A 25,246-nucleotide genomic window follows, 5' to 3' on the forward strand; every position below is an offset into this window, starting at 1 on the left:
CGGGTCCTGAGTGGACGTGTTCCACCGGTCCACTTCGACCTAACGTAACGGACATGCTCTCCACAACCGCCCGCACCACCCTGAATCGCTCGAAGGAACGGGCTCGCACCGACCGCGCCGACCTGTACGCGATCCTGGACGCCGGTCTCGTCTGTCACCTCGGCGTGCTGGCCGGCGGGTCTCCCATGGTGATCCCCACCGGCTACGGGCGGATCGGTGACACGCTCTACCTGCACGGCTCCACCGGCGCGACCTCGCTCCGGGCGGCACTCGGCGGCCCGGTCTGCGTCACCGTGACCCACCTCGACGGCGTCGTGCTGGCGCGCTCGGCGTTCCACCACTCGGTGAACTACCGGTCCGCCATGGTCTACGGCCTCGCGCGGACGGTGGACGACCCCGGCGAAAGGCTCGCCGGGCTGCGGGCGATCACCGAGCAGCTCGCCCCCGGGCAGTGGGACGTCGTACGCCCGCCGGACCGCAAGGAGACGGCCGCCACCGCCGTGGTCGCCCTGTCTTTGGAGGAGGCGTCGGTGAAGGTCAGGCAGGGGCCGCCGAAGGACGACGAGGAGGACTACGACCTGCCCGTCTGGGCGGGCGTGCTGCCGCTCACCGTGGCATGGGGCGCCCCGGAGCCCGACCCTCGCCTCACGCCCGGCATCCCGGTCCCCGCCCACGTCAGGGACCGTCAGCCGCTCTCATGAACGCGCTGGTGTAAGCGGATTGCAAGCGGTTTCACGGACACTGCGGCCGACCTATTCGATCTGGGAGGCCTCATGAGTTCCGCCGAGCACTGGAATGTGCCCGGTTACACGGTGACGCGTGAACTGGGTGCGGGAGGCGGCGGCCGCGTCGTCCTCGCCGTTCACGAGCAGTCCGGCGCCACGGTCGCGATCAAGTACCTGTCGGAGGATCTCCGCCGGGACGAGGCGTTCGTCGCCCGTTTCCGGCAGGAGGCCCGCCTGCTCGTCGAGCTGGACGACCCGCACGTGGTGCGGCTCTACGAGTACCTGGAGACCGGGCGGTACGCCGCGATCGTCATGGAACTGGTCGAAGGCCCCACCCTGCGGGCGCTGCTGCGCGAGCAGGGCCCGACGGGTCCCGAGGCCGCGCTCGCCGTCCTGAAGGGCTCCCTGCTCGGCCTGGCGGCGGCGCACGCCACCGGCGTCGTCCACCGCGACTACAAGCCCGAGAACGTGCTGGTCGCCGCCGACGGGACGAGCAAGCTCGCCGACTTCGGCATCGCCGTGCGGGCCGGCGGAGCCCCCGGCGCCCCCGCCGGCACCCCGCCGTACATGGCCCCCGAGCAGTGGACGGGCACGGCCGCCACGCCGGCGTCCGACGTGTACGCCGCGACCACGGTCTTCTTCGAGTGCCTGACCGGGCGCCGGCCGTATCGGGCGACCCGGCACACCGTGCTGCGGCACATGCACATGACGGCGCCCGTACCGGTCGAGGAGGTCCCCGAGCCGCTGCGGCACCTGGTCGCGCGCGGCATGGCGAAGGACCCCGCGCTGAGGCCGGCGAGCGCCGCCGCGTTCGTCTCCGAACTGGAGCGGGCCGCCGTGGCGGCGTACGGCCCGGCGTGGGAGGAGCGGGGCCGCCGCAGGCTGGCCGCGCTCGCCGCCACCCTGGCCGCGACGTTCCCGCTGGGCCGGGTGCGTCCCGTCGAGACCGGCACCTCGCTGTTCGGCACGGCGCTGCGGTCGGTGCGAAGCAGGGGTGTCCTGCTCACCGCCGGGGCCGTGCTCGTGGTGGTCGCGGGCGGCGGCATCGGCGCCTACGCCCTCGGCTCGGCCGGGACCCGCACCGTCGCGGCGTCGCAGGACACGGGCCCGGGGAACACGGGACCCGGCAACACGGGTGTGCCCGCCGCCGCGTCGGCGGCGCCGGCCGGCCCGGAGGAGAGCCCTGCCGAAGCTCCCTCCGCGGCACCGGAGGAGACGCGGCAGGAGAGCCCGCACGCGTCCCCCGCGGCATCTCCCGCGGCATCCCCTGCGGCATCTCCCGCGGCATCCCCTGCGGCATCACCCACGGCGTCCCCCACGCGGGCGTCCGCGAAGGCGCCCGTGCGGAGCCCGTCCCCGGCGGCGTCGACCCCGGAGTCCGCGCCGACGCCCCCTCCGACGCCCCCCTCGACTCCCAGGGCCACGCCTTCTCCCACACCCTCGCCGACGCCGTCGCCCTCCGCCTCGGTCCTCAAGGTCGCCGACGTCGGTGTCGGCGGGCTGTCGTACCGGGCCGGAGCCGGTACGGACGGCGCGACCGGCACCGGAACGGTCACCGTCAGGACCAGCGGGCCGGGCAAGGTGACCCTGACCGTGCGCTTCACCGCGAACGGCACGGTGACCGCCACCCGCACGCTCACCCTCAGCGGCGCGACGTCCTACACCCGCACCGTCTCCGGCGACCTCGGCCGCGTCTGCTCGGGCACCTGGGGCATGAGCGTGACCACCGGCCCGGCCGCGCCGGGCGGCGCCCAGACCGCCACGGCGAAGGCGCCGTCGTGCCCGACCTCCGTCACCGCGGTGAAGGTCGGCACACCGGCCGTGTCCTCGGCGTCGGCCGGGGCCGCGACAGCCACCGTGACAGCCACCGTGACGGTGACCACCGACGGCACCGGCCCGGTGGACCTGACCGGCCGGTTCTCCGCCCCCTCCGCGGGCGGCGGCACGCAGACGGTCCACCTGTCCGGAGCGAGGACCTACACGCGGACGTTGTCGTACACCTTCTCGCGCCGCCCGTGCGGCGAGACCGTCACGCTCAGCGCCTCGACCGCTCCCGCGGCCGCGGGCGGCGCGGCGTCCGGCTCGGTGAAGGTGACCTGCCCCGCCTCGGTCGGTCAGGTACGCGTGCAGCGCCTGACGCTCGACGGCAGGACCGCGACGGCCACCGTCGCCGTCACCGCCGGCAACACCTCGCCGGTGCGACTGAACCTCGCGTGGGCGACCGCCGGCGCCACGGAGGCCACCCGGACCTTGACCCTGTCGGGCAAGACCGCCTACACCGTCACGGCCACGTACACCTACTCCGGTTGGGTCTGCGACTCCTACGGGGTGACGGCGTCGACCTCCCCGGCCGCGGCGGGCGGTGCTTCCACCCTCACCCAGAAGGCGGAGCTCTGCGTCAAATGACGCGGCTCGCTGACACATCGATCTGACTAAATCATGACTTTTCATCGCAAGCGCAAGGTCGTCACTAAGCTACGGTCTCGTCATTCGGCGGGGGCCCAGGCGATGAGGAGACAGACCGTTATGTACGGCCAGACGGACGCCTGGCGCGTCCCCGGCTATACGGAAATCCGCGAACTCGGCACGGGGGGCGCGGGGCGGGTGGTGCTCGCACGGCACGACGCCGACGGCCTGCCCGTGGCGATCAAGTACCTGTCCGACGAAATGATGACGGACCTCCACTTCGTCGCCCGGTTCCGGCACGAGGCCCGCCTCCTCGCCGCCATGGACCCCAACCCCCACGCGGCGCGCTTCTACGAGTACGTCGAGACCGCGCGCGGCGCCGCCATCGTCATGGAACTCATCGACGGCGTCTCGCTGCGCGCGATGCTCCGCTCGGAGGGCCCCACCGGTCCCGAGGCGGCGCTCACCGTGCTCAAGGGCTCGCTGCTCGGCCTGGCGGCGGCGCACTCCATCGGCGTGGTCCACCGCGACTACAAGCCCGAGAACGTCATGGTCGAGGCCGACGGCAGCAGCAAGCTCGTCGACTTCGGCATCGCCGCACAGGCCGGCGAGGGGGTCAGGGCGGCCGGTACGCCGCCGTACATGGCTCCGGAGCAGTGGTCGGGCGGCAAGGCCGGACCGGCGAGCGACGTCTACGCCGCCACCGTCGTCTTCTTCGAGTGCCTCACCGGCAGCCGTCCGTTCCGGGCGCAGAACATGGCCGCGCTGGCCCGCCAGCACCAGGCGACCCCTCCCCCGGTCGACGAGGTGCCGCCCCCGCTGCGCGAGCTCGTGGAGCGCGGCATGGCCAAGCGGCCGCAGGACCGGTACACGTCGGCCGAGGAGTTCCTGCGGGAGCTCGAAATCGTCGCCGCCGGTGCGTACGGCCCGGGGTGGGAGGACCGCGGACGGCGGCGGCTCTCGGCGCTCGCCGGGCTGCTCGTGGCGTTCTTCCCCCTGAAGAAGGAGAAGGCCTCCGAGGCCGGCAGCGCGCTGGCCGAGACGAGGCTCGGCGGCCTGCTGAGCCGTACCCGCATGAAGATCGGCTTGACCCTGGCCGGGATGGTCGTGATCGCGGGCGGAACGGTGGCGCTGGTCCAGAGCATGAGCGGAACGACCCTGCAGGCCGGAACGACGATCGAGACGCCCGGCACGCCCGCGGCCGATCCCTCGTCCATCGAGGTCGAGGACGAGAGCGAGGACGACTCCGCCGACGTCCCCACCGAGGAGCCGGAGGAAGCCACCCCGACCCCGGAGGCCACCAGCCCGGAGACGAGCGCGCCGCCGACGCCGGCCGTGCGGCCCACCGCGACCACGCGGCCGACCCGCAGGCCCAGCCCCTCGCCGGTCACGAGGCCGACGCCCACACGGACGGCCAAGCCCACACGGACGGCCAAGCCCACGCGGACCGCCAAGCCGACGCGGCAGCCGAAGCCCTCGCCCGAGCCCGTTCCCTCGGACGAGTCGGTCACGGTGGACCCGCCCCGCAACCCGCAGACGACCAGGCAGCCCGACCCCACCCCGACCAGCAGGCAGCCCACCAGGCAACCCCCCACCCAGCCCACCAGGCAACCGTCGACCCAGCCGTCGACCCAGCCCTCCACCAGGCAGCCCACGCCGCCGACCGCGACCATCATCGAGCCGCCCGTGCTGACGCTCGGGCCCACCGCCCCGGGTCAGGATCCCTCGGCGGTGCCGATGGCCGCTCTCGCCGCCGGGGTGGTGACGACCGGCTTCCTTCCCGCCACACTGGCCATGGGACGCAGGCGCGGACGGCACCGAAGGCGGCGGTAGATGCGAGAAGGCGTGACGGTCGCGGGGCACCGGCTCACCGGCCGCACCCGGCTCAGCGAGATCGGCACCTGGGCGGACGCCGTCGCCCCCGACGGGAGGCCGTCCGGTGTGCTGCGGTTCGATCCCCAGGCCGTCGCCTCGCCCCAGGCGCGCGAACGGCTCGCCGCCGCGGCCGGCGCCGACATCCGTCTCCAGGGGGGCGGACCCATCGGCCTGCTGCCCGTGATCGACCTGGTGGCCGCGCGTGACGAGGTCTGGCTGATCACCGCCCGGGCGACGCCGGCCGTCGCCGATCTGACGGCCGCCGGCGCGCTGGACGCGGGCGGTGCGGCGACCGTTCTGCTGGAGGCCGCACAGACGCTGCTCGCCGTGCACGCCGCCGGGCTGGCCCACGGCGCGCTGCATCCCGGCACGATCGTGATCGGGGAGGACGGCTCGGTGCTGCTGGCCGAGCGCGGCCTGCTGCGGGCGCTGAGGGGAGAGCACGCGCCGGCGGAGCAGGACGTCGCGGCGTGGGCCGCGCTCGCCGGAACACTGGCCGCGAACTGCGCGCGGGGGCATGCCGCGGCGGTGCTGCAGTGGGCGGCCTCCGCCGCCGTGGGCCAGGGCCTGGCCTCCGTGCGAGACGCTCTGATCGCCGAGCGCGCCGCTTTCCCCGGCATGGGCCGGGACGGGCTGGCCCATGCCGCACGCGGCTTCCACGCACCCCCGTCTTCTGTGCCGTCTTCTGGGCCGTCTTCTGGGCCGTCTTCTGGGCCGCCCCCCGTCGCTTCCTCCGGCGGGGAGGCCGTGACCCTGCTCGACCTGCCGGACGCGGTGGACGATCCCGGCGACGTGATGATGCGGTTCGGGCCGGGGGTGCCGACCGAGACGACGGCGGCGCAGATCTGGCGGTCCGGGCAGACCTCCGCCGCCATCACGACCACGCAGCAGGCCGGCGTGGCGGCTCCCCGGCGGCCCCGCAGGCGTAGGGCGGCGTGGGCGGGGACGTTGCTGCTGGCGATCCTGATCGCCGCGGTGATCCTCTGGCTGCGGCAGACGTCCGCCGCGCCGCTCGCGGTGAGCGACGTCGACGTCAAGGCGCCCAAGAAGACGGTGCGCTGCGACGGCAGGGCCGATTTCGTGGGCGTCGTCACGACCAACGGCGAGGCGGGGTCGATTCGCTACGTGTGGATCCGGAGCGACGACCGCGAGCCGATCGAGCAGGAGCAGCGGATCTCCCCGGGAGACACGTCCGTGAATCTCCCTCTCCACTGGAAGGTGGCCGGATCGGGATCGTTCAAGGGCACGGCCACGCTCCGTGTCCTGTCCCCCACGACGACCGGGAAGCCGATCCAGGACAAGGCAAGTTTCACCTATAAATGCTGACTTCATTAGTGTGGCGCGCATGACGACGACCCCCGCCGGCTGGTATCCGGACCCGTACGGCTCCCCTCTCCTCCGTTGGTGGGACGGCACCCAGTGGACCGACGCCACCCACGCGCCCGGGCAGGAGGCAGGGGCACCGCCCCAGGCTCCTCAGCAGGCCCCGCAGCCGGCTCCTCAACCGGCCCCCCAGCAGGGTCCTCAGCAGGGTCCTCAGCAGGGTCCTCAGTGGGCGCAGCCGCAGCCCCAGTTCCAGCAGCCGGGCGGACCGTGGGGACCTCCGAACCAGACGGCGCAGCTGCCGGTGCCCGAGTTCGGCCCGCCGCGGCGTACGACACCGGTCTGGCCCTGGGTCGTGGGCGGCATCGCGGCGGTGGTCATGCTCGCGCTCGTCATCGGCGGCGCGGTCATCGTCCTGCGCGATCGCGCCGACTCGGCCATCGCCCGGCCGGAGACCACGACGGCTCCGCCGCAGCTCGACCAGACCGTGCCGCCCCAGCCGGAACCGCAGCAGTCTGCCCCGCCGCTGCCCCAGCTCCCCCAGCCGTCCGGCGACCGTATCCAGGACCCGGTGACCGGCCTGTCGTACGCGTTCCCGGGCGGCAAGTGGCAGGTGCCGGAGTCGAAGGACGTCAACAACCCGGCCGACCAGAGGATGCCGCTGTGGACGAGCGCCTGCCACGTGACGTCCCAGTCGAACTACGACGGCAGAGGCAGTGAGTGGGTCGGCAGCCTGTACACCGCCGAGGTGCCCCAGATCTTCCCCTACAGCGGCGCGCAGAGCTTCGGGCAGCTGTCGCAGGCGCTGCTGCTCACCTACGACCCGGTCTTCTACGGCATCCCGCACGAGCGCAAGATCCTCCGCAACGAGGCGCTGACCGTGAGCGGCAAGCAGGGCTGGGTCATCGAATTCGAGATGGACTTCACCAAGGTCGCCGAGGCCAACGGCCTGAAGTGGAAGAAGGAGAAGGGCGAGATCATCCTCGTGGACCGCGGCCAGAACGCCCGTCCCGCGATGCTGTACATCTCGGTGCCGGACAACCTGGACCAGTCGGTCATCAAGCGTGTGGAGGACTCGCTCCGATCTCAGTGACGTCCCATCAGGCATGAGCATTACCCTTGAAGCCATGACTGACCCGCTGGTCTGGATCGACTGTGAGATGACCGGGCTCGACCTCGGCCGCGACGCGCTCATCGAGGTGGCCTGCATCGTCACCGACGGCGAGCTGAACCAGCTGGATGAGGGCGTGGACGTCGTCATCAAGCCTCCCGCGGAGACGCTGGAGCAGATGTCCGAGGTCGTGCGGGAGATGCACACGGCCTCGGGTCTGTTGCGTGCGCTCGCGACGGGGGTGACCCTGGCGGAGGCCGAGGCCGTCGTGCTCGACTACATCCGCTCCCACGTGCCCGAGGCGAAGAAGGCGCCGCTGTGCGGCAACTCCATCGCGACCGACCGCGCCTTCATCGCCCGGGACATGCCGCTGGTGGACACGTTCCTGCACTATCGGATGGTCGACGTCTCGTCGATCAAGGAGCTGGCCCGCCGCTGGTATCCCCGGGTCTACTTCGCCTCGCCGGAGAAGCAGGGCGGGCACCGCGCGCTGGCCGACATCACCGAGAGCATCCGGGAGCTGCGCTACTACCGCGCGGCGGTCTTCGTGCCGCAGCCCGGGCCCGACTCCGCCACGGCCCGCGAGGTCGCGGAGGCCGTCTCCGGATCGTGAGACGGAGGTGCGCGGCATTGGGGGCGCGGAGGACTCCCGAAAGCCGCTACACTTTCTTCGTACGCCGCGAACGGCGGACATGGTGGGTGTAGCTCAGCTGGCAGAGCGCCAGGTTGTGGTCCTGGATGTCGTGGGTTCAAGTCCCATCACTCACCCCATATGACGAACGGCCGGTCCCGACGGACCGGCCGTTCGTTTTTTCCTGGGCAATTATCACCTCCGTATATACACTCGAGGTATAGTCATCGGCATGACCGTTCCCCTCGCGTTACTCGGCCTGCTTGAGCGGGAGCCGAGCCACGGATACGACCTGAAACGCGACTACGACACGTTCTTCGGCCGGGGCAAACCGCTGCCCTTCGGGCAGCTGTACTCCACGCTCGGCCGCCTGGCCAGGGACGGCAAGGTCGCCGGCCAGAGCGAGCCGGGCGACGGGCCGGACCGCAAGCGGTACGCCATCACCCCCATGGGCAGGCAGGAGGTCGCCACCTGGCTGGCCGAACCGGTCGCGGCCGAACCGTACCTGCAGACGGTGCTGTTCACCAAGGTCGTGCTGGCGCTGATGCTCGGCCGTGACGCGGCCGGCTACCTGGACGCGCAGCGCGCCACCCACATGCGGCGCATGCGGGAACTGGCGGAGGTCAAGCGCGGCGGCGCCCTGACCGACGCCCTGCTGGCCGACCACGCCATGTTCCACATCGAGGCGGACCTGCGGTGGATCGACGTCACCCAGGCGCGGCTGGGGGCGCTGGCCGAGATGGTGCGTGCAACGTGATCATCGAGGCTCGGAAGGTCAGCCGCTCCTACGGCAGCACGCCCGCGGTGCGGGAGGCGGATCTGTCGGTGACCGCGGGCGAGGTGCTGGCCGTCATGGGGCCCAGCGGCTCCGGCAAGTCGACGCTTCTGCACTGCCTGGCCGGCATCTTCACGCCGGACAGCGGCGAGGTCTGGTTCGACGGACGCCGCCTGGACACCCTCGACGACGGACGCCGGAGCGAACTCCGCCGCACCGCCTTCGGCTTCGTCTTCCAGTTCGGCCAGCTCGTGCCGGAGCTGACCGCGGCCGACAACGTGATGCTGCCGCTGCTGCTGGGCCGTACGAGGAGGAAGCACGCCGAGCGGCGGGCGGCCGAATGGCTGGAGCGGCTGGAGCTGGCCGATTTGGGCGACCGGCGCACCGGGGAGCTGTCCGGCGGTCAGGCGCAGCGTGTGGCGATCGCCAGAGCGCTGGTCACCCGGCCGCGAATCGTGTTCGCCGACGAGCCGACCGGCGCGCTGGACACGCTCACGGGCGAGCACGTGATGGACCTGCTGGTGGGCCTGGCCCGCGAGGAGGGCGCCACCGTGATCGTGGTGACCCACGACGCCCGGGTGGCCGCCTGCGCCGACCGGGAGGTCGTGGTGCGCGACGGCCGGGTCACCGACCCGTACACGAGCGGACTGGTCCGATGATCCGGCTGGGCCTGCGGCTGTCACTGAGCAGCGGCAGGGAGGCGGCGGCCAGGCTGGCGCTGATCGTCGCCGGGGTGGCGGCCGGCGTCGTGGTGCTGCTGGCCACGCTGTCGCTGTTCAACGCCTTCCAGGCCACGGGCGGCCGTCCCTGCTGGGAGTGCACGAACGGCTCGGCGCCCAGCGGCTGGGCCCTCGACTCGACGGCCGACGGCGCCCTGTGGAACTACCACGAGGACTTCTACAAGGGCCGGACGATCAAGAGGCTCGACGCCGCCGCGCTGGGCACGCGGGCGCCGGTCATCCCCGGACTGACCCGCATGCCCGGCCCGGGGCAGTACTACGCCTCGCCCGCGCTGGCCGCGCTGCTGGACTCGGCGCCGCGTGAGGAGCTGGCCGCACGCTTCCCCGGCACGCGTGCCGGGCTGATCGGCGACGCGGCACTGTCCGGGCCCGACGAGCTGGTCGTCGTGGTGGGGCGGACGCCGGATCAGGTCGCCGCCCTGCCCGGCGCAAGGCAGGTCGACGTGATCGATGCCCAGCCCGCGGCCGACGACAGCGCGGACGTCTACCGGTTCGGCTTCGCCGTCGCCGCCGTCGGGCTGATCGTCCCGCTGCTGGTGCTCGTGGGCACCGCCACCCGGCTGGCCGCGGCTCGCCGCGAGACCCGCTTCGCCGCGATCCGCCTGGTCGGCGCCACCACGCGGCAGATCAACGCGCTCGCGGCGGTGGACGCCGCGCTGGGCGCGCTGGCCGGCGCGCTGGCCGGCCTCGCGATCTTCCAGCTCGTACGGCCTGCCGTGGCCGGGGTGCGGATCACCGGTGCCCGGTTCTTCCCCGAGCTGGTCGCCCCGCACGCCTGGCAGTACGCGGCCGTGCTCGGCGGCGTGCCGGTCGTGGCGGCCTTCGCCGCCCTGTGGTCGCTGCGCCGGGTGCGGATCTCGCCGCTCGGCGTGGCGAGGAGGACCGTCGCGTCCCCGCCGCGAGCGTGGCGGGTGATCCCGCTGCTGGTGGGGCTGGGGATGTTCGCGGGCCCGGTATACCGGAACGGCAAGCCCGACGAGCTGCTCGCCGTCGTCGCGCTCGCGTCGATCATGATCGGGCTGATGCTGGCCGGGCCCTGGCTGACCATGGTCGCCGCGCGCCTGGCCGCCCGGCTGACCCGGGGCGGGGCGACGCTGCTGGCCGCGCGGCGCCTGGCCGCCGATCCGAAGACCGCCTTCAGGTCGGTGAGCGGGCTGGTGCTGGCGGTCTTCATCGGGACGACGATCGCGGCCCTCGTGCCGACGGTGGTCGCCGGCCAGCAGAAGGTGGCCGGGGGCACGCTCAACGACGTCCTGGGCGCCAGGTTCGACCGGCCGGGCGTTTCCGGCCTGTCACCGCGGGCGGGGACGGAGCTGCTCGACCGGTTGCGCGCCCATCAGGGCGTGGAGGTGCTGCCGATCTATGCGCGGGCGGACATGGAGAAGGTCCCCCCACGGCCCGACGGCCCGCCGCCCGCGCCGTACGTCGTCGAGTGCGCCGACCTGGGCCGCTTCCCCGTGCTCGGCCGCTGCCCTGTGCACATCGACGGCAGGGGGCACATCGACGGCAGGGGGAACATCGACGGCGGGGGCGCCCGGGCCGTGGCGGGCAACTTCGCCCGCATCGTCGGCGCCGACAACCCCCTCACCGTCGACAGGCTCCTTCCGCTGGCGGGCCCGGACAGCCCGCCCGCCTCCGCCGACGGGCTCGACCTGGCGGCCGTCATGGTCGGCACCCACGACCCGGCGTCGCTGGAGCGGCTGCGCACCCTGCTGGCCGGTTACACGGTCGAAGCGCCGATGACCTTCGCCGAGGTCGCCCGGGTCAGGGCCGATCTGTACACCCGGGCGGAGAACATCGCGCTGGCCATGGTCGGGCTCACCCTGGTCGCGGGCGCCTGCGGCCTCATGGTGGCGGCCGGCGGCGGGCTGGTGGAGCGCAGGCAGCCGTTCACCCTGCTGCGGCTGGCGGGAACGCCCACACGCACCCTGGCAGCCGTGGTGCTGCTCGAGTCCGCGCTGCCGCTCGTGCTGGCCGCCGCGCTCGCCGCCGGCGCCGGCTTCGGCGTGGCCGAGCCTCTCATCGACGCCCTCGCGATGAAGAGCGCGTCGATCGCACTGCCGGGGCCGGTTTATTTCGCCTCTCTCGGCGGCGGCCTGGCCGCCTCCCTCCTGGTGATCCTCACGACGCTGCCGCTGCTGCGGCGCATGACCACGCCCGACAACGCGCGTTTCGAATAGGAGACCGATGAAGCTCAGGCCACTGGTGATCACGCTGGCCTTACTCGCCCCCGCCGTCGCGGCGGCGCCTGCCACGGCGGCCGACGGGAGTTACTCGGCCACGATCCGGCGCACCGAGTACGGCATCCCGCACGTCACCGCCAAGGACTACGGCGGCCTCGGATTCGGGTACGGCTACGCCTTCGCCCAGGACAACCTGTGCACGCTGGCCTCCTGGGTGGTGACGCTGCGCGGCGAACGCTCCCGCTATTTCGGCCCGGACGCCGAGTCCGACGACCCGGTCAAGCCGGTCGCCAACCTCGCCAGCGACGTCTACTACAGGAGCGTCGCCGGCTCGGGCGTCGTACGGCGGCTGCTGACCCGGCCCGCGCCGATCGGCCCGAGCGACGAGCTGCGGCGCCTGGTCGACGGCTACGTCGCCGGATACAACCGCTACCTCGCGGACACCGGCGTGGCGAACCTGCCCGACCCCAGATGCCGGGGCAAGGCGTGGGTCGGCCCGATCACCGCCACCGACATGTGGAACAACCTGCTCGACCTCAGCCGCATGGTGTCGAGCTCCTCGTTCAAGGAGGCCATCACCGGGATCGCGGAACCTGAGGACGAGGCCGGGGCGCCGGAGCCCAGGCCGGCGGCGGGCAGCAACGCCTGGGCCCTGGGCCGTCAGGCCACCCGCGGGGGCGGCGGGATGGTGCTGGCCGATCCGCACTTCCCCTGGCAGGGGATCCGCCGCTTCTACCAGGTCCAGCTCACCATCCCCGGCGTGCTCGACGTCTCCGGCGGCAGCCTGTACGGCACCCCGGTCGTGCAGATCGGCCACAACGCCACGGTCGCCTGGGCCCACACCGTCTCCCACGCCCAGCGCTTCACGGTCTACCGGCTGAAGCTCGCGGACGACCGCAGCTACCTTGTGGACGGCCGGGCGGAGCCGATGGGCGAGCAGGAGGTGGAGGTCACCCTGCCGGACGGCACCGTCTCCGGCCACAGGCTCCGCACCTCCCGCTACGGCCCGGTGCTCGCGGTCGGGCAGACCGGCGAGGCCGCGTACGCGCTGGCCGACGCCAACGCCGCCAACCTGCGGGCGGCCGACGAGTGGCTGGCGATGGCCAGGGCGGGCAGCCTCGACGAGCTGCGCGAGGCCCAGCGGACCTATCAGGGGATGCCGTTCGTCCACACCCTCGCCACCGACGCGAGCGGAACCGCCTACTTCGCCGACACCTCGGTCGTCCCCCACGTCACCGACGCCCAGGCCAAGCGCTGCGCCGCGTCCTCGCCGATGCCGGGCCTCGACGCGTACGTCCTGGACGGCTCGACCTCCGCGTGCCTGTGGGGCAGGGACGGCGACGCCGTCGTGCCGGGCGTCTTCGGGCCCGGCAACCAGCCGAAGCTGGTCCGCGCCGACTACGTCGCCAACTCCAACAACACCTACTGGATGGCCAACCCGGCCAAGCCGCTCACCGGCTATCCCAAGGCGTACGGCGAGACGGGCACCGATCTGGAGCCCCGTCCCCGGGTCAGCCTCGACATGATCGGCCGGCGGCTGTCCGGGACCGACGGGCTCGGCGCGCCCGGCTTCACCCTGCAGACGTTGCAGGCGACCGTGCACGGCAAGCGCAACCTCACCTTCGAGCTCATGCGCGACGACCTGCGCACAATGTGCCGCTCCCGCCCCGAGCTCCATGAGGCCTGCCGAGTGCTCGAGAAGTGGGACGGGCGGGCGACCCTCGACGGCGAGGGCGCCGTCCTGTGGCGCGAGTTCTTCACCCGGCTGGGCCGTCCCACCAAGCCGGGAGACCCGGTCTTCAGCCCCTGGCGGGTGCCGTTCGACCCCGCGCGTCCGCTGACCACCCCGAGCGGTCTCAAGAGCGACGACCCGGGCGTACGGCAGGCCCTCGCCGACGCCGTGCGCTACTTCCGGTCCAACCGGATCCCGCTGACGCTCACCCCCGGGCAGGCGCAGAGCTACTCCTCGATCCCGATCCCCGGCTGCACCGAAGGGGAGGGCTGTTTCGACCGCGTACGCATGCGCGGCCCGCTGGGCGCGAACGGACGCTACCCGGAGGTGGACACCGGATCCAGCTTCATGATGGCCGTTGAGCTCACCGGAAGCGGCCCGCGCACGCGGACCGTCCTCACCTACTCCCTGTCCGCCAACCCCGACTCGCCCCACCACACCGACCAGACGGCCCTGTTCTCGCGCGGCGGATGGGTCACCGAACGCTTCACCGCGGCGGAGATCGCCGCCGATCCGCATCTCCAGACCGTCGCGGTCCACGGGGGGCGCTGACCCGGTCAAGTCAGTGCACTTTTCCCCAAAGGTGGACGTTGCGGGTTATGCTGCCTCACAACCGCCGTGCGGGGGCCTCGGCGATCTCTGATCGTCTTCCGGAGGCCGGATGAGAATCGACGACCGCACCACCCCGGGGCACGACCCGGGGCTGAGCAAGCGGGAGACCGAGGTCATGGAGCTCATCGCGACCGGTCGCTCCAACGGCGAGATCGCGCGACTGCTGTTCCTGAGCGAGAAGACCGTGAAAAACCACGTCAACCGCATCTACGCGAAGCTGGGCGTGGACTCGAGGATGGCGGCCATCTGCCGGTGGCGCGGCGAACCCGCGCCATCGGCGCCGGTCACCCCTCGGTAAGAGCGGCCCGCAGGCCGGCCAGGCCGTACTCAAGCTCGTCGGGCTGGACGGACAGGGCAGGGCGTAGCCGTACGGACCGCTCGCCGCAGCGCAGCACCAGGATGGCGCGGTCTTCCCGGAGCCGGGCGACCAGCCCGCCGGGGTCCCCGCGGCCGGCAGGGACGTCGAAGGCGCACATGAGCCCACGTCCGCGGGCGTTGGTCACCAGACCGTCGGCCTCCAGGCCCCGCAGGGCGCCCAGCAGCTTCTCGCCCAGGATGGCCGCCCTCGGGATCAGACCGTCGCGCTCGATGATCTCCAGCATGCGGCGGGAGCGCACCATGTCGGCCAGGCCGCCGCCCCAGGTGGAGTTGATCCTGCCGCTGACCCGGAACACGTTGTCGGGCACGAGACCCACCCTGCGGCCCGCCATGATGCCGCCGACCTGGACCTTCTTCGCGAAGGCCACGATGTCGGGGGCCAGGCCGAGCTGCTGGTACGCCCAGGGAGTGCCGGTCAGCCCGACGCCGGTCTGCACTTCGTCCAGGACGAACAGGGCCTCGTACTCGTGGCAGAGGGCCTGCATCGCCTGCAGGAACTCGGGGCGCATGTGGTTGTCGCCGCCCTCGCCCTGGATCGGCTCGGCGATGAAACAGGCGATGTCGTGGCGAAACCGCTCGAACGCCTCCCTGGCCTGCCGCAGCGCCCGCTTCTCCGCCCGCTCGACGTCCCCGAGATGGATGGCGGGGACGTCGACGCGCGGCCAGCAGAACCGGGGAAACCTGTCGGTCTTGACGGGGTCGGTGTTGGTGAGCGAGAGCGTGTAGCCGCCGCGGCCGTGGAAGGCCCGGGTGAGGTGGAGGACGCGGGTGCCGAGGCCGGGGTGACGGCCGTGGGCCTCATTCCAGCGGCTCTTCCAGTCGAAGGCGCACTTGAGCGCGTTCTCCACGGCCGCCGACCCGCCCTCGACGAAGAACAGGTGCGGCAGTTCGGGGTCGCCGAGCACCCGCCGGAACGTCTCCACGAACTCGGCGAGATGGACGGTGTACATGTCGGAGTTGGCCGGCTTGTTGGCGGCCACCCGGCCGAGCAGTGCGACGAACTCCGGGTCGTCGGCGAACGGGTTCACTCCGAGGGGCGACGAGGCGAAGAACGTGTAGAAGTCCAGGTATCTTCGCCCGTCACGGGCGTCGACCAGCCAGGAGCCCGCGCTCCTGTCCAGGTCGAGCACCAGGCGGTAGCCGTCGACGAGCAGGTGCCGTGCGAGGGCGTCGTGCACAGCGGTGGGGTCCATGTCGCCTCCGCGTCAGGCTGGAAACGAGATTATTCCCTCACATCCGGCCGCCTATGTGAATAGTTTTCGCTCAAATCGCACCTGGAGAGAACGTTTTTCAGTCCACAGAGGTAGGTCCAGCGTCCACCGCCATCCGGCTGGATGACGATTCAGAACCATTTGTGTACCTTTGCTTTAGATTTCGTGGTTCTACACGGATTGCAGCGATCTTTTCTGAGGCAGGGATGATGATCGACCGTAGTCGCCTGGCCCGGCTGCTCGACCGCGAGCGCGCCGCGTTCCGGGAGCGCAACCCGCGCTCGGCCGCCGCGTACGAGCAGGCGAGAGCCCACCTGTTCGGCGGCGTGCCGATGACGTGGATGAACAAGACGGCCGCGGGCTTCCCGCTGTACCTGGCCGAGGCTCACGGCGCCCGCGTCACCGATGTGGACGGCCACGAGTACGTCGACCTCTGCCTCGGCGACACCGGCGCGATGGCGGGCCACTCCCCCCGCGCGACCGTCGAGGCGGTGGCCGACCGGTTCGGCCGCCTGGGCGGCGCCACCGTGATGATGCCGACCGAGGACGCCGCCTGGGTCGGCGCGGAGCTGGGCCGCCGGTTCGGCCTGCCGTACTGGAGCTTCTCGCTGACGGCCACGGACGCCAACCGGTGGGCGATCCGGCTGGCCAGGGCGATCACCGGCAGACCCAAGATCCTCGTGAACAGCTACTGCTATCACGGCAGCGTCGACGAGGTGCTGCTCGTGGTCGGCCCGGACGGCGAGCAGGTCTCCCGCGAGGGCAACGTCGGCGCGCCGGTCGACCCCACCGTCACCTCGCGCGTCGTCGAGTTCAACGACCTGCCCTCGCTGGAGCGCGAACTGGCGTACGGCGACGTCGCGGCGGTCCTCATGGAGCCCGCCCTCACCAACATCGGGATCGTGCTGCCCGAGCCGGGCTACCTGGAGGGCGTACGGGAGCTGACGCGGCGATACGGCAGCCTGCTGATCAACGACGAGACGCACACCCTCTCGGCGGGCCCGGGCGGCTGCACGAAGGCGTGGGACCTGCACCCCGACATCGTGACGATCGGCAAGGCGATCGGCGGCGGCATCCCCAGCGGCGGATACGGCCTGTCCGCCGAGGTCGCGACGCGGATCGAGGCGATGGAGGGCCTCGACCTGGTCGACATGGGCGGAGTCGGCGGCACGCTGGCCGGCAACGCCCTGTCGGTCTCCGCGATGCGCGCCACGCTGGAGCACGTGCTCACCGACGACGCGTTCGCCGCCATGACCGAGCTGGCGACCCGCTTCGCCAAGGGCGTCCAGGAGGTGATCGACGCGCACGGGCTGCCCTGGTCGGTGACGCAGCTCGGGGCGCGCGCCGAGTATCGCTTCGCCAGCCCGGCCCCCCGCAACGGCGGCGAGTCGAACGCGGCCGGCGACCCCGACCTGGACGACTACCTGCACGTCTACCTGGCCAACCGGGGCGTGCTGCTCACACCGTTCCACAACATGGCCCTGATGTCCCCCGCCACCACCGAGGCCGACGTCGACCTGCACCACGAGGTGTTCGCCGCGGCTGTGGCGGACCTGGTCGCATGAGCCCCGCCGCGTGAACGTGGACGAGATCGACCGGGTCCTGCTGCGTGAGCTGCAGCGCGACGGCCGGGCCTCCTACACCGCGCTCGCCGAGGCCACCGGCCTGTCGGCGCCCGCCGTACGGCAACGGGTGCAGCGGCTGCGTGACGAGGGCGTCGTGCAGATCGTCGGCGTCACCGACCCGATGGCGCTGGGCCTGCCGGTCATGGCGCTGATCGGCGTCCGCGTCGACAGCGATGTGCACGAGGTCGCCGACCGAATCAGTGAACTGTCCGGCGTGATCTACGTGGTGCTCACGGCGGGTTCGTTCGACCTGTTCGCCGAGGTGGTGTGCCGGGAGCCGGCCGAGCTGCTCACCGTGCTCAACGACCACGTCAAGCGGGTGCCCGGCGTCACCCGGGCCGAGGCGTTCACCTACTTCGGCATTCACACCCACCGGTTCGCCTGGCCCGGCGTCTGAACGTCCTAAAGGGCTTTGAGGAAGCGGGCGGCGATGGGCACGGCGGCGCCACGGCCGGTGCCGCCGTGCTCGACGAAGACGGCGAAGGCGAGGTCACCCCGGTAGCCGATGAACCAGGCGTGGTCCTGCCCGCCCTTCCCGTCCTCGGCGGTGCCGGTCTTTCCCGCGACCCCCTGCGGAAGGCCGGCACCGGCGGCGGTCCCGTCGATCGTGACCGCGCTCATCAGCGAGCGCAGTCCCTCCGCCACGGTGGACGGCAGGGGCACGCTCTGCGGCAGCTCCCCCTGCGGCGCCTCGTCCGCCAGCGGCCGGGCCGGCCGCCACTCGCCGCTCTCCACCGCGGCGGCGACCAGCGCCATGCACAACGGGGTCGCCTCCACCGTGCCCTGTCCGAAGGAGTCCTCGGCGAGCGCGTCCTGGTTCTCCGGCCGCTGCAGGCTGCCGCACGTGCTCGTGCCGGCGCTCTCCCCCTGCACGAAGCCGAACGCCCTGGCCTGGTCGACCAGCGTGTCACCGTTCAGCCGTTCGACGGTCAGCCGGGCGAACGTGGTGTTGCACGACAAGGCGAACGCCTGCCGCAGCGTCACCGCCCCGTGGTTCTCGTTCTGATAGTTGGAGATCGACCGATTGAACGGGATCTGGTAGGACGCCGGGCACTCCACCGTGCTGTCGGGCGACAGCCCGTTGGTGAGCAGCGCCGCCGCCGTGATCGTCTTGAACGTCGAGCCAGGGGGATACTTGTTCTCGAACGCCCCAAGACCGCCCAGCCGGTCGGCGACCGCGAGAACCTCCCCCGTGGACGGCCGTACGGCCACGATGGCGGCCCGTTGCACGCCGTCGAGCGCTCGGGCCGCCGCGGCCTGCACCTCATAGTCGATCGTGGTCCGTACGCCGACCGGCCGCTTCTCGGGCTTGTAGGACAGGACGGTCTTCGCCGGCATGCCCGGATTGTCGATCTCCAGCGCCCACCCAACGGCCACGCCCGTCGCGGGCGCGACCCCCTGGTTCATCAGGTTGTCGAGGTACGCCTCGGCGCCCGAGTTCTGCGGGAACTCCCGCCCTCCCCTCGTCACCGGCCGCAGCGGCCCCGGCCCCGGCTCCGGCTCCGTCCTGACGAGACCGCCGCCGGGCTGGATCTCCGGATGCAGGACGGCCGGCGTCCAGAGGACCTTCCAGGTGAGGTCGCGTACGGCCAGATGCAGGCGGGATTCGAAGCGCCAGGTGCCGGCCTCCTGCTCGTTGCGCTCCTGGGTGAAGGGAACGTCGGCGGTCTCGTCCCCGGTGCGTACGAAATTGCCGACCGTGATCCGCAACGACTTGGACAGGGCGGCATCCTCGAACGCGCGGTGCTGATCCGCGAAGTCGTCGGGAGGGTCCTCGACCAGATCTCGCATGGCGTCGTAGTCGCTCTTGACCCAGGCCTGGAAATAGGCGGCGGCCGTTTCGCCCGGAGAGCCTTCCGGGGAACTCACGGGGGATGGCTCCGGAGGGCGAAGTTGGAGCGTCTGCGGGCCGGCGGGTGCGGGCGTCCCCCGCGGCGCGGCGACGAAGTCCGCGATCGGTTCCTGCCTGCCGGACACAATGAGTCCGGCAACGCCGAAGACGAAGATGGCCGCGGCGACCATGACGAGGGCGAGCAGGGCCCTGTTCCGCATACGGTTCTCATATCACGCGAAAGGAGCCATAGGTGGCAAGGAGCAGAGAACCGTTGCCAGGCCGCTACCCGGTGACCTTCGGCGAGGTGGAGCTCCTGCGCGACCTCGACCGGCCGGACGGGTGGATGCTGATCAGGGACGGCGTCCCCCAGTCGTACGTGGACCTGACCGATCCCACCTATCTGGACTTCTCGTACACCCAGCTCATGGCCAGCGTGATCGACTGCCTGCCCGAAGGCCCGCTCGACGCCGTCCACATCGGCGGCGGAGCCTGCACGATCCCGCGCTACGTCTCCGCGCGGCGCCCCGGCTCCCGGCACATCGTCGTGGAACCGGACGCCGCGCTGGTCCAGCTCGTACGCGACCAGCTCAGCCTCAAGTCGGTGCCCCGGCTCAAGGTCCGGGTGGTGGACGGCCGCGCGGCCACCGCTGACCTCGGGGACGACTCGGCCGACCTGTTCGTGCTCGACGCGTTCACGGGCGCGACGATGCCGGTCGAGCTGGCGACCGTCCAGTACATGGCCGAGATCGCCCGTGTCCTGCGCCCCTCCGGCACCGCGCTGATCAACGTGGCGGACGGCAAGGGCCTGCCCTTCGTCAAGCGGGTCGCCGCCACGGCGAGCCGCGTCTTCCCGCACGTCGCGCTGCTGGCCGAGCCCGGCATCCTGCGCGGGCGCAGGTTCGGCAACGTCATCCTGGCGGCCTCGCCCGGCGACCTGCCGGTCGAGGCGCTCACCAGGAAGGCGGCGGGCGGCCTCACCCAGGCCCGATGCGTGGCCGACACGGACCTGACCCGGCTGGTCGCCGGGGCCGCCCCCATCTGCGACGGTGACGCCGTGCTCGCCCCCGTCCCCCCACCCGGCCTGTTCGAGTAGCCGGCACCGATGGAGATCGCCCAGGCGCATCGCGCGCTGCTGAGCCGACTGCTGCCGGGCGTCGAACCGGACGATCTCAGCGTCCGCCACGGGCAGTTTCACCAGGTGGTGATCGGCGCAGACCGTGTCGTGTGCCTGCCTCGCACGGCAGCGGCGGCCGCCCGACTGCCGCACAGGGCCGCTGTCCTGCGCCTGCTCGCCGGGCTCGGCCTCGGCTTCGCCACGCCTCGGCCGCTGGCGGAGGGCGGCGAGCACGGCAGCGACGAACCGCCGTTTCTCCTCCTCAGCCGCGTGCCCGGAGCCCCGCTCGCGGCCGCCGCACTCGACAATCCCCAGGTGGCCGAGGCCGCGGCGGCGCAGTACGTCACGCTCCTGACCGGACTGGCCAGGATCGGCGCTGGGGCAGGCGGCGCGGGAAAGAAGGTGCGTGCGGCCCTGCCGGCACCACAGGAAGATCGGTGGCGACGGTTCGCAGCGGACGTCCGCTCCGAACTGTTCGGGCTCATGTCCGGCAAGGGGCGCCAACGAGCCGAGCAGGAACTCGCGGCACTCGACCGCCTTCCTCATGTCGCCCACGCGCTGGTGCACGGTGATCTCGGCGCCGAGAACGTCCTGTGGGAGTGCCACGACGGGCTGCCGGTGCTCACCGCGGTGATCGACTGGGATGAGGTCACGATCGGGGATCCCGCCGAGGATCTGGCAGCCGTTCACGCCAGCTATGGCGCACGCTTCCTGCATCGGGTGCTCGCACTGGGCGGCTGGTCGGACAGCGCCATGACCACCCGCATCGCCACTATTCGCGCCACCTTCGCCCTGCAGCAGGCCCTGTCCGCGCAACGGGACGGCGACGACACGCAACTGGCGGACGGCCTGACCGGCTACCGCTGACTCCATCCCGGAGGGATCGCTGTGGTCACGGCATCCACCCCCTCGCGTCGTGGTCGTCATTCCCGTGGCCTCCGGGCTCGGGTGGGGTGGTGGTAGGTGAAGGTCCAGCGGTCTTTGCCGGTTGTGTGGCGGGTGTAGCGCTCGGGGTGCTGGTAGCGGTCGCGGTTGTGGAACTGGCAGGCCGGGCCGAGCAGTTTCAGGTCCGTGAGCCCGCCGGTGCTCCAGTTGTCGGCGTGGTCGATCTGGCACATGGTGGCGGGCAGGGGGCAGCCGTCGATCCAGCAGGTGGCGTAGCGGGCGAAGACCGCCCGTCGCTGGGCCGGGGTGGCCAGCCTGACTTTTCGGCCCATGTCGAGCACCTGTCCGTCGGCGTTCATGACCAGGCGTACCAGGGTGGAGGTGCGGGCCAGGCGGTGCACGCCGGAGACGGGCAGCACCTGCCCTGTGGCCAGCAGCAACCCCGGCGCCCTGCCCGGCAACGCCCCCACCACGGCCCCCGGCCATGTTCCCGGCCATGTTCCCGGCCCTGTCATCGGGTCTGCCCCTGGATCTGCTCCCGGCCCTGGCACCGGCCCTTGCCCCGAATCTGCCCCCGGCTCTGTCGCCGGGTCTGGACCCAGCCCTGTCACCGGGGCTGACCCCTGCTTTGGATCCGGCCCTGCGGGCGGCGTCTGCGGTGCTCCTTCCGGTGGTCCCGGTGGTGTCCCCGGCGGCTCGCTCGACGAGCGTCGTGCCCCACCACCGCACCCGCACGCGCTCTCGCCGTGCCCCCGGCGCCCGTGGCCGTGGTCCTCACAACCGTGGTCCTCGCACGTGCCCAGGCCATGCCGGCGCTGCCGGCCGCGCACGCCGCCGTGGGCGTCAGGTGTGCTCAGCCCATGCCGGGATTCCCCCGCGGGCCGAGGCCCGGCGTGGGCGTGACGGGCAGAGGTGCCCCCGGAAGGAGGATCCGGCGGTTGCCACTCATCCCAGCGCGACCTATCCGACCGTGACGCGCTCTGCTGCGACGCGCTCCGCTGTGGCTCGCTCTGCTGTGGGGTGTGCTGTCGTGGCTTGCTCTGCTGGAACTCGCTCGACCGCGCCTTCTCCGGCCGAGCCTCCTCCGACCGAGCTTCCTCCGACCGCGTCTCCTCGGACCGCGTCCCTTCCTGCTGCTTGCTCTCCGCCTCGTCGCCCTTCGCCTGTCCGAGCCCGACGGCGTCACCGAGGTCCGCAGCATCGGCGCCAGGAGCGATCGGGTCCCTCCCTTCGGCTTCGCCGGGCGCACCGAGCGCGGGCTCGACCACCTCGGCAGGACCGAAGGACTCGACTGGCTCGATGAGCTCGGGGGCGGCCGACTCCGGGGCGGCGGGCTCGGGCTCTGCAAGCTCGGGGGCGGCAGGCTCGGTGGTCTCCGTGCGATCGCACAGGTCATCACCCCGGCCGTCAGCGTCAACAACGTCCACGCCACCCGCATCATCCACGTCACTCACGTCATCCGAGCCAGCGGCGTCGCTGGTGCCGGTGTCCTCGGGGTTCTCAATGTCCTCGGGGTTCTCAATGTCCTCGGGGTTCTCAATGTCCTCGGTGTCGCTGGCGCCGACGTCCTCCGTGTCACCGGCGTCGGTGGCGCCCCCGGGGTGGTTGACGTCGTCGCCCTGGTCGCCCTGGTCGTGGACGGTGTCGGGGACGGGATCGTCGACCGGGTCAGGGACTGCGGGGTCGGTGGCGGGGTCGGTGGGGAGGGACTCGGCGTTGACCAGTACCAGAAGCTCGGCGACGATCTTCTGCTCCAGCAACGCGATCAACGCATCGGCCTGACGTACCCGCAGCGGCCGGTCATCACCCTCCGCCCGGGGCCGGGCATAGGCGTCCAGCAACGCCCGCAACCGGGCGGCCGCCTCACGCGGCAGATAAAACTCCCCCTCCAGCCCACCCCCCTTACCCGGGCGGACCCGCAGAAACCGCCGCCCGTAATCGGCCCGCTCATCACGCTCGTCCCCATCAGGGTCCAGCACCGCCCGCAGATACCGGCCCGCCCTGGCCACCTCCGCCGGCCCCGCCCGGCCCGCCAACTCCAACAAAATCGGCTCGGCCAGCCCCACCTGCTCACCGGTCAGATGCTCGGTGGCCATACAGATGGCCTCCACCACCCCCGCCGACAGCTCACCGCCCGCAAACGCCTCCCGCACCCGCGGCAACCGCGCCAACTGCACGCCCAACGTCAGCAGCCGGCCCGCCCCCGCCACACTCAACCCACCCACCGTGCGCAACCAACTGCGGGTCGAGGCATGCCCATGCTGCCTAGCCTGCCCCGCCCGATGCACCCGCCCCACCCGATCCGCCAACGCCGAGGTAATCCGATCCCGGGCGAACATCAAGCCCTCGGCCTCGGCCAGGCAGACACCGGCATCGTCCGCAACCGGCGCCAGCGCCAACGCCTGCGCCGACTCCCGCAACGAGGCCACCAACACCCACGACGACCGACTCCGGCGATCGCCTGCGCCGGCCCCGCCCGGCCCGGCAGAACCCTGCCCGCCAAAACCCTGCCCGCCAAAACCCTGCCCGCCAAAACCCTGCCCGCCAAAACCCTGCCCGCCATCATCGGCGGCACTACTGGCGCTACCGGCACCACCGGGTCCGGCGCTCGCGGCACAGCCATCGGCGGCCTGACCGCCCATGGTCCCGACGCCAATCGGCGCGTCGTTTTCCACAGTGTCGTCGCGGGCGAGCGAACCCTCCGTCGACCACAAAGGAGAATCGGCAGTCAGCCGATCCCACCAGCCGTCATCACCATTATTCGAACGATGAGGAGGAACGAGATCACCGTCGGACAGATTCATCACACCTCCTCGCGATATTTCGAAAACCTGTATTAATTCTTCCAGCACCCACAAGAGCACGGCAAGTCGACGAGCCAATAAGGTGGAATCACAGGCCCGCGAATAGAAGACAGAATTGCCAGGCGTGAGCTTTATGCACGATTCATACCGGTACCGGCACTGGCGCTAATTGCGCCCATGTGCCGCTTTACAGCGCCCCGGTTCCGCATGAGCGGCCGGTCGAACAAGAGGCATGAGATGGCGCCAGGCCGGGGCGTCCGCGAGACGTGGCATCGGCAGCAGGATGGCCTGGACCCACTCGTCCGGGCTCAGGTCGTGATCCGTTGGCTATGTTGATCTTTGAATAGTTTCGCCATCGGGGCGGATACATCGAGGTTCAGGAGTCATCGCAGCATGTCCGAATGGAATGACAAGATCATCGAGGAGTTCCGGGCGAACGGCGGCAAGGTCGGCGGGGCGTTCGAGGGAAAATCGCTGATCCTGCTGACGACCACGGGCGCCAAAACGGGTATCGCCCGGACGAACCCGGTCGCCTGCCTGCCCGACGAAGACAGGCTTCTCATCTTCGCCTCCTACGCGGGTGCGCCACGCCACCCGGACTGGTATCACAACCTGCTGGCCAATCCCACGGTGACCGTCGAGGCCGGCGACGGAGCGGCGATCGAGACGTTCACCGCCACGGCCGTGCCGCTGACGGGCGACGAGCGCGATCGCATGTACGCCCGCCAGGCCGAGCTGGTCCCGGTCTTCGCCGACTACCAGGCGCGTACGTCCCGCGTCATCCCCGTCGTCGCCCTCTATCGCCAGGACCCTGAGCGCTGAGACCCCGCACGCCGAGACCCCGCACGCTCAGATCAGCAGCGCGCGGGCGCCCCGCGACGGCCACGGCGCGGGACGGGCTCACCAGGGGTACAGGTACGCCCGCCAGACCGGCCCGTCGTGATCCGGAGACGGCGCTGCGGGCCGGACACGGTTCAGGACGCGGGCGGCCCCGCCTCGTGGTCGGCCACGATGGCGTCGATGCGGGCCGCGAGCCTGTAGTCGAGGTCGGTCAGGCCACCGGCGTCGTGGGTGGTCAGCGCCAGGTGGAGGGTGCGCCACCGGATGTCGATGTCGGGATGGTGGTTCAGTGCCTCGGCCTGCTCGGCGATGTCGTTCACGATCGCGATGGCCGTACGGAAATCCCGGGCGACCACGGTCCTGCGGATCGTGTCCCCCTCGCGGCGCCAGTCGGAAGCCTCGTACATGGGATCAGGACATCACGAAACACCGGCCATTGTGT

At 71.7% G+C, this 25,246-nt stretch carries 21 protein-coding genes and 1 tRNA gene; 18 read left to right on the plus strand and 4 right to left on the minus strand.

Features of this window, described 5'->3' with window-relative positions:
- The first annotated feature begins 53 nt into the window (after positions 1 to 53).
- The 12 genes from ACQPZZ_RS31965 (at position 54) to ACQPZZ_RS32020 (ending at position 14,411) form a co-directional block, all read left to right on the plus strand.
- Positions 54 to 701 (plus strand): pyridoxamine 5'-phosphate oxidase family protein, encoded by a 648-nt coding sequence (locus tag ACQPZZ_RS31965; protein ID WP_432925216.1) that lies wholly within the window; start codon positions 54 to 56, stop codon positions 699 to 701.
- Positions 702 to 773: 72 nt separating this feature from the next.
- The gene (locus ACQPZZ_RS31970) at positions 774 to 3,131 is read left to right on the plus strand and encodes a serine/threonine-protein kinase (protein WP_432925218.1); all 2,358 of its coding nucleotides are present in this window, start codon (positions 774 to 776) and stop codon (positions 3,129 to 3,131) included.
- 120 nt (positions 3,132 to 3,251) lie between these two features.
- Positions 3,252 to 4,964 carry a protein kinase domain-containing protein gene (locus ACQPZZ_RS31975; RefSeq protein WP_432925220.1) on the plus strand — a complete coding sequence of 571 codons (1,713 nt, stop codon included), beginning with the start codon at positions 3,252 to 3,254 and terminating at the stop codon, positions 4,962 to 4,964.
- Complete coding sequence (locus tag ACQPZZ_RS31980) at positions 4,965 to 6,332, plus strand: hypothetical protein (protein WP_432925222.1); 1,368 nt, start codon at positions 4,965 to 4,967, stop codon at positions 6,330 to 6,332.
- Between the two features lie 19 nt (positions 6,333 to 6,351).
- Entirely contained in the window at positions 6,352 to 7,422 is a 1,071-nt protein-coding gene (locus ACQPZZ_RS31985; RefSeq protein ID WP_432925224.1) for a DUF2510 domain-containing protein, read from the plus strand.
- Positions 7,423 to 7,456: 34 nt separating this feature from the next.
- Positions 7,457 to 8,053, plus strand: coding sequence for an oligoribonuclease (gene orn, locus ACQPZZ_RS31990; RefSeq protein ID WP_142557833.1), 597 nt, complete (start codon positions 7,457 to 7,459; stop codon positions 8,051 to 8,053).
- A gap of 82 nt (positions 8,054 to 8,135) precedes the next feature.
- A tRNA-His gene (locus tag ACQPZZ_RS31995) sits at positions 8,136 to 8,211 on the plus strand.
- A 92-nt stretch (positions 8,212 to 8,303) separates the two neighbouring features.
- Positions 8,304 to 8,828, plus strand: coding sequence for a PadR family transcriptional regulator (locus ACQPZZ_RS32000; RefSeq protein ID WP_432925226.1), 525 nt, complete (start codon positions 8,304 to 8,306; stop codon positions 8,826 to 8,828).
- Positions 8,825 to 9,505, plus strand: a complete 681-nt coding sequence (locus ACQPZZ_RS32005) for an ABC transporter ATP-binding protein (protein WP_432925228.1) — start codon at positions 8,825 to 8,827, stop codon at positions 9,503 to 9,505. The genes ACQPZZ_RS32000 and ACQPZZ_RS32005 overlap by 4 nt, the downstream gene beginning before the upstream one ends.
- Positions 9,502 to 11,766 (plus strand): FtsX-like permease family protein, encoded by a 2,265-nt coding sequence (locus ACQPZZ_RS32010; RefSeq protein ID WP_432925230.1) that lies wholly within the window; start codon positions 9,502 to 9,504, stop codon positions 11,764 to 11,766. The genes ACQPZZ_RS32005 and ACQPZZ_RS32010 overlap by 4 nt, the downstream gene beginning before the upstream one ends.
- 7 nt (positions 11,767 to 11,773) lie before the next feature.
- Complete coding sequence (locus ACQPZZ_RS32015) at positions 11,774 to 14,053, plus strand: penicillin acylase family protein (RefSeq protein WP_432925232.1); 2,280 nt, start codon at positions 11,774 to 11,776, stop codon at positions 14,051 to 14,053.
- A 109-nt stretch (positions 14,054 to 14,162) separates the two neighbouring features.
- Entirely contained in the window at positions 14,163 to 14,411 is a 249-nt protein-coding gene (locus tag ACQPZZ_RS32020; RefSeq protein ID WP_363645855.1) for a helix-turn-helix domain-containing protein, read from the plus strand.
- Here ACQPZZ_RS32020 and lat read toward each other — a convergent pair.
- Entirely contained in the window at positions 14,398 to 15,684 is a 1,287-nt protein-coding gene (gene lat, locus ACQPZZ_RS32025) for an L-lysine 6-transaminase (RefSeq protein ID WP_432925234.1), read from the minus strand. The genes ACQPZZ_RS32020 and lat overlap by 14 nt on opposite strands.
- Positions 15,685 to 15,911: 227 nt before the next feature.
- Here lat and ACQPZZ_RS32030 point away from each other — a divergent pair, with 227 nt between their 5' ends.
- Both ACQPZZ_RS32030 and ACQPZZ_RS32035 read left to right on the plus strand, forming a co-directional pair.
- Positions 15,912 to 17,267 (plus strand): transaminase, encoded by a 1,356-nt coding sequence (locus ACQPZZ_RS32030; protein WP_432925236.1) that lies wholly within the window; start codon positions 15,912 to 15,914, stop codon positions 17,265 to 17,267.
- Positions 17,268 to 17,277: 10 nt separating this feature from the next.
- Positions 17,278 to 17,724: an Lrp/AsnC family transcriptional regulator gene (locus tag ACQPZZ_RS32035; protein WP_346229055.1), complete on the plus strand. Its 447-nt coding sequence runs from the start codon at positions 17,278 to 17,280 to the stop codon at positions 17,722 to 17,724.
- A gap of 5 nt (positions 17,725 to 17,729) precedes the next feature.
- Here ACQPZZ_RS32035 and ACQPZZ_RS32040 read toward each other — a convergent pair whose 3' ends face one another.
- Positions 17,730 to 19,379, minus strand: coding sequence for a penicillin-binding transpeptidase domain-containing protein (locus tag ACQPZZ_RS32040; protein ID WP_432925238.1), 1,650 nt, complete (start codon positions 19,377 to 19,379; stop codon positions 17,730 to 17,732).
- A gap of 32 nt (positions 19,380 to 19,411) precedes the next feature.
- Between ACQPZZ_RS32040 and ACQPZZ_RS32045 the strand changes: the two genes are divergently transcribed.
- Both ACQPZZ_RS32045 and ACQPZZ_RS32050 read left to right on the plus strand, forming a co-directional pair.
- Positions 19,412 to 20,254 (plus strand): spermidine synthase, encoded by an 843-nt coding sequence (locus ACQPZZ_RS32045; protein ID WP_432925240.1) that lies wholly within the window; start codon positions 19,412 to 19,414, stop codon positions 20,252 to 20,254.
- A 9-nt stretch (positions 20,255 to 20,263) separates the two neighbouring features.
- A complete protein-coding gene (locus ACQPZZ_RS32050; RefSeq protein ID WP_432925242.1) occupies positions 20,264 to 21,142 on the plus strand; it encodes a phosphotransferase family protein in 879 nt (292 codons plus the stop codon).
- Between the two features lie 56 nt (positions 21,143 to 21,198).
- Here ACQPZZ_RS32050 and ACQPZZ_RS32055 read toward each other — a convergent pair whose 3' ends face one another.
- A complete protein-coding gene (locus ACQPZZ_RS32055) occupies positions 21,199 to 23,499 on the minus strand; it encodes a DUF222 domain-containing protein (RefSeq protein ID WP_432934620.1) in 2,301 nt (766 codons plus the stop codon).
- Here ACQPZZ_RS32055 and ACQPZZ_RS32060 point away from each other — a divergent pair.
- Positions 23,443 to 24,000, plus strand: a complete 558-nt coding sequence (locus ACQPZZ_RS32060) for a hypothetical protein (protein ID WP_432934705.1) — start codon at positions 23,443 to 23,445, stop codon at positions 23,998 to 24,000. The genes ACQPZZ_RS32055 and ACQPZZ_RS32060 overlap by 57 nt on opposite strands.
- A gap of 357 nt (positions 24,001 to 24,357) precedes the next feature.
- A complete protein-coding gene (locus ACQPZZ_RS32065) occupies positions 24,358 to 24,786 on the plus strand; it encodes a nitroreductase family deazaflavin-dependent oxidoreductase (protein WP_363648055.1) in 429 nt (142 codons plus the stop codon).
- A gap of 152 nt (positions 24,787 to 24,938) precedes the next feature.
- On the opposite strand, the gene ACQPZZ_RS32070 is transcribed toward ACQPZZ_RS32065, so the two are convergent.
- On the minus strand, positions 24,939 to 25,211 hold the full coding sequence (locus ACQPZZ_RS32070; protein ID WP_432925244.1) for a 4a-hydroxytetrahydrobiopterin dehydratase: 273 nt from the start codon (positions 25,209 to 25,211) through the stop codon (positions 24,939 to 24,941).
- Between the last annotated feature and the right edge of the window lie 35 nt (positions 25,212 to 25,246).

It is taken from the genome of Microbispora sp. CA-135349, assembly GCF_050947365.1.
In the GTDB taxonomy this organism is placed as follows: domain Bacteria; phylum Actinomycetota; class Actinomycetes; order Streptosporangiales; family Streptosporangiaceae; genus Microbispora.

Bases quoted from the DNA above. Each gene is read 5' to 3' on its own strand.
- ACQPZZ_RS31965 (WP_432925216.1), top strand. From the start codon at position 54: ATGCTCTCCACAACCGCCCGCACCACCCTGAATCGCTCGAAGGAACGG.
- ACQPZZ_RS31970 (WP_432925218.1), top strand. From the start codon at position 774: ATGAGTTCCGCCGAGCACTGGAATGTGCCCGGTTACACGGTGACGCGT.
- ACQPZZ_RS31975 (WP_432925220.1), top strand. From the start codon at position 3,252: ATGTACGGCCAGACGGACGCCTGGCGCGTCCCCGGCTATACGGAAATC.
- ACQPZZ_RS31980 (WP_432925222.1), top strand. From the start codon at position 4,965: ATGCGAGAAGGCGTGACGGTCGCGGGGCACCGGCTCACCGGCCGCACC.
- ACQPZZ_RS31985 (WP_432925224.1), top strand. From the start codon at position 6,352: ATGACGACGACCCCCGCCGGCTGGTATCCGGACCCGTACGGCTCCCCT.
- orn (WP_142557833.1), top strand. From the start codon at position 7,457: ATGACTGACCCGCTGGTCTGGATCGACTGTGAGATGACCGGGCTCGAC.
- ACQPZZ_RS32000 (WP_432925226.1), top strand. From the start codon at position 8,304: ATGACCGTTCCCCTCGCGTTACTCGGCCTGCTTGAGCGGGAGCCGAGC.
- ACQPZZ_RS32010 (WP_432925230.1), top strand. From the start codon at position 9,502: ATGATCCGGCTGGGCCTGCGGCTGTCACTGAGCAGCGGCAGGGAGGCG.
- ACQPZZ_RS32015 (WP_432925232.1), top strand. From the start codon at position 11,774: ATGAAGCTCAGGCCACTGGTGATCACGCTGGCCTTACTCGCCCCCGCC.
- ACQPZZ_RS32020 (WP_363645855.1), top strand. From the start codon at position 14,163: ATGAGAATCGACGACCGCACCACCCCGGGGCACGACCCGGGGCTGAGC.
- lat (WP_432925234.1), bottom strand. From the start codon at position 15,684: ATGGACCCCACCGCTGTGCACGACGCCCTCGCACGGCACCTGCTCGTC.
- ACQPZZ_RS32030 (WP_432925236.1), top strand. From the start codon at position 15,912: ATGATCGACCGTAGTCGCCTGGCCCGGCTGCTCGACCGCGAGCGCGCC.
- ACQPZZ_RS32040 (WP_432925238.1), bottom strand. From the start codon at position 19,379: ATGCGGAACAGGGCCCTGCTCGCCCTCGTCATGGTCGCCGCGGCCATC.
- ACQPZZ_RS32050 (WP_432925242.1), top strand. From the start codon at position 20,264: ATGGAGATCGCCCAGGCGCATCGCGCGCTGCTGAGCCGACTGCTGCCG.
- ACQPZZ_RS32060 (WP_432934705.1), top strand. From the start codon at position 23,443: ATGCACCCGCCCCACCCGATCCGCCAACGCCGAGGTAATCCGATCCCG.
- ACQPZZ_RS32055 (WP_432934620.1), bottom strand. From the start codon at position 23,499: ATGTTCGCCCGGGATCGGATTACCTCGGCGTTGGCGGATCGGGTGGGG.
- ACQPZZ_RS32065 (WP_363648055.1), top strand. From the start codon at position 24,358: ATGTCCGAATGGAATGACAAGATCATCGAGGAGTTCCGGGCGAACGGC.
- ACQPZZ_RS32070 (WP_432925244.1), bottom strand. From the start codon at position 25,211: ATGTACGAGGCTTCCGACTGGCGCCGCGAGGGGGACACGATCCGCAGG.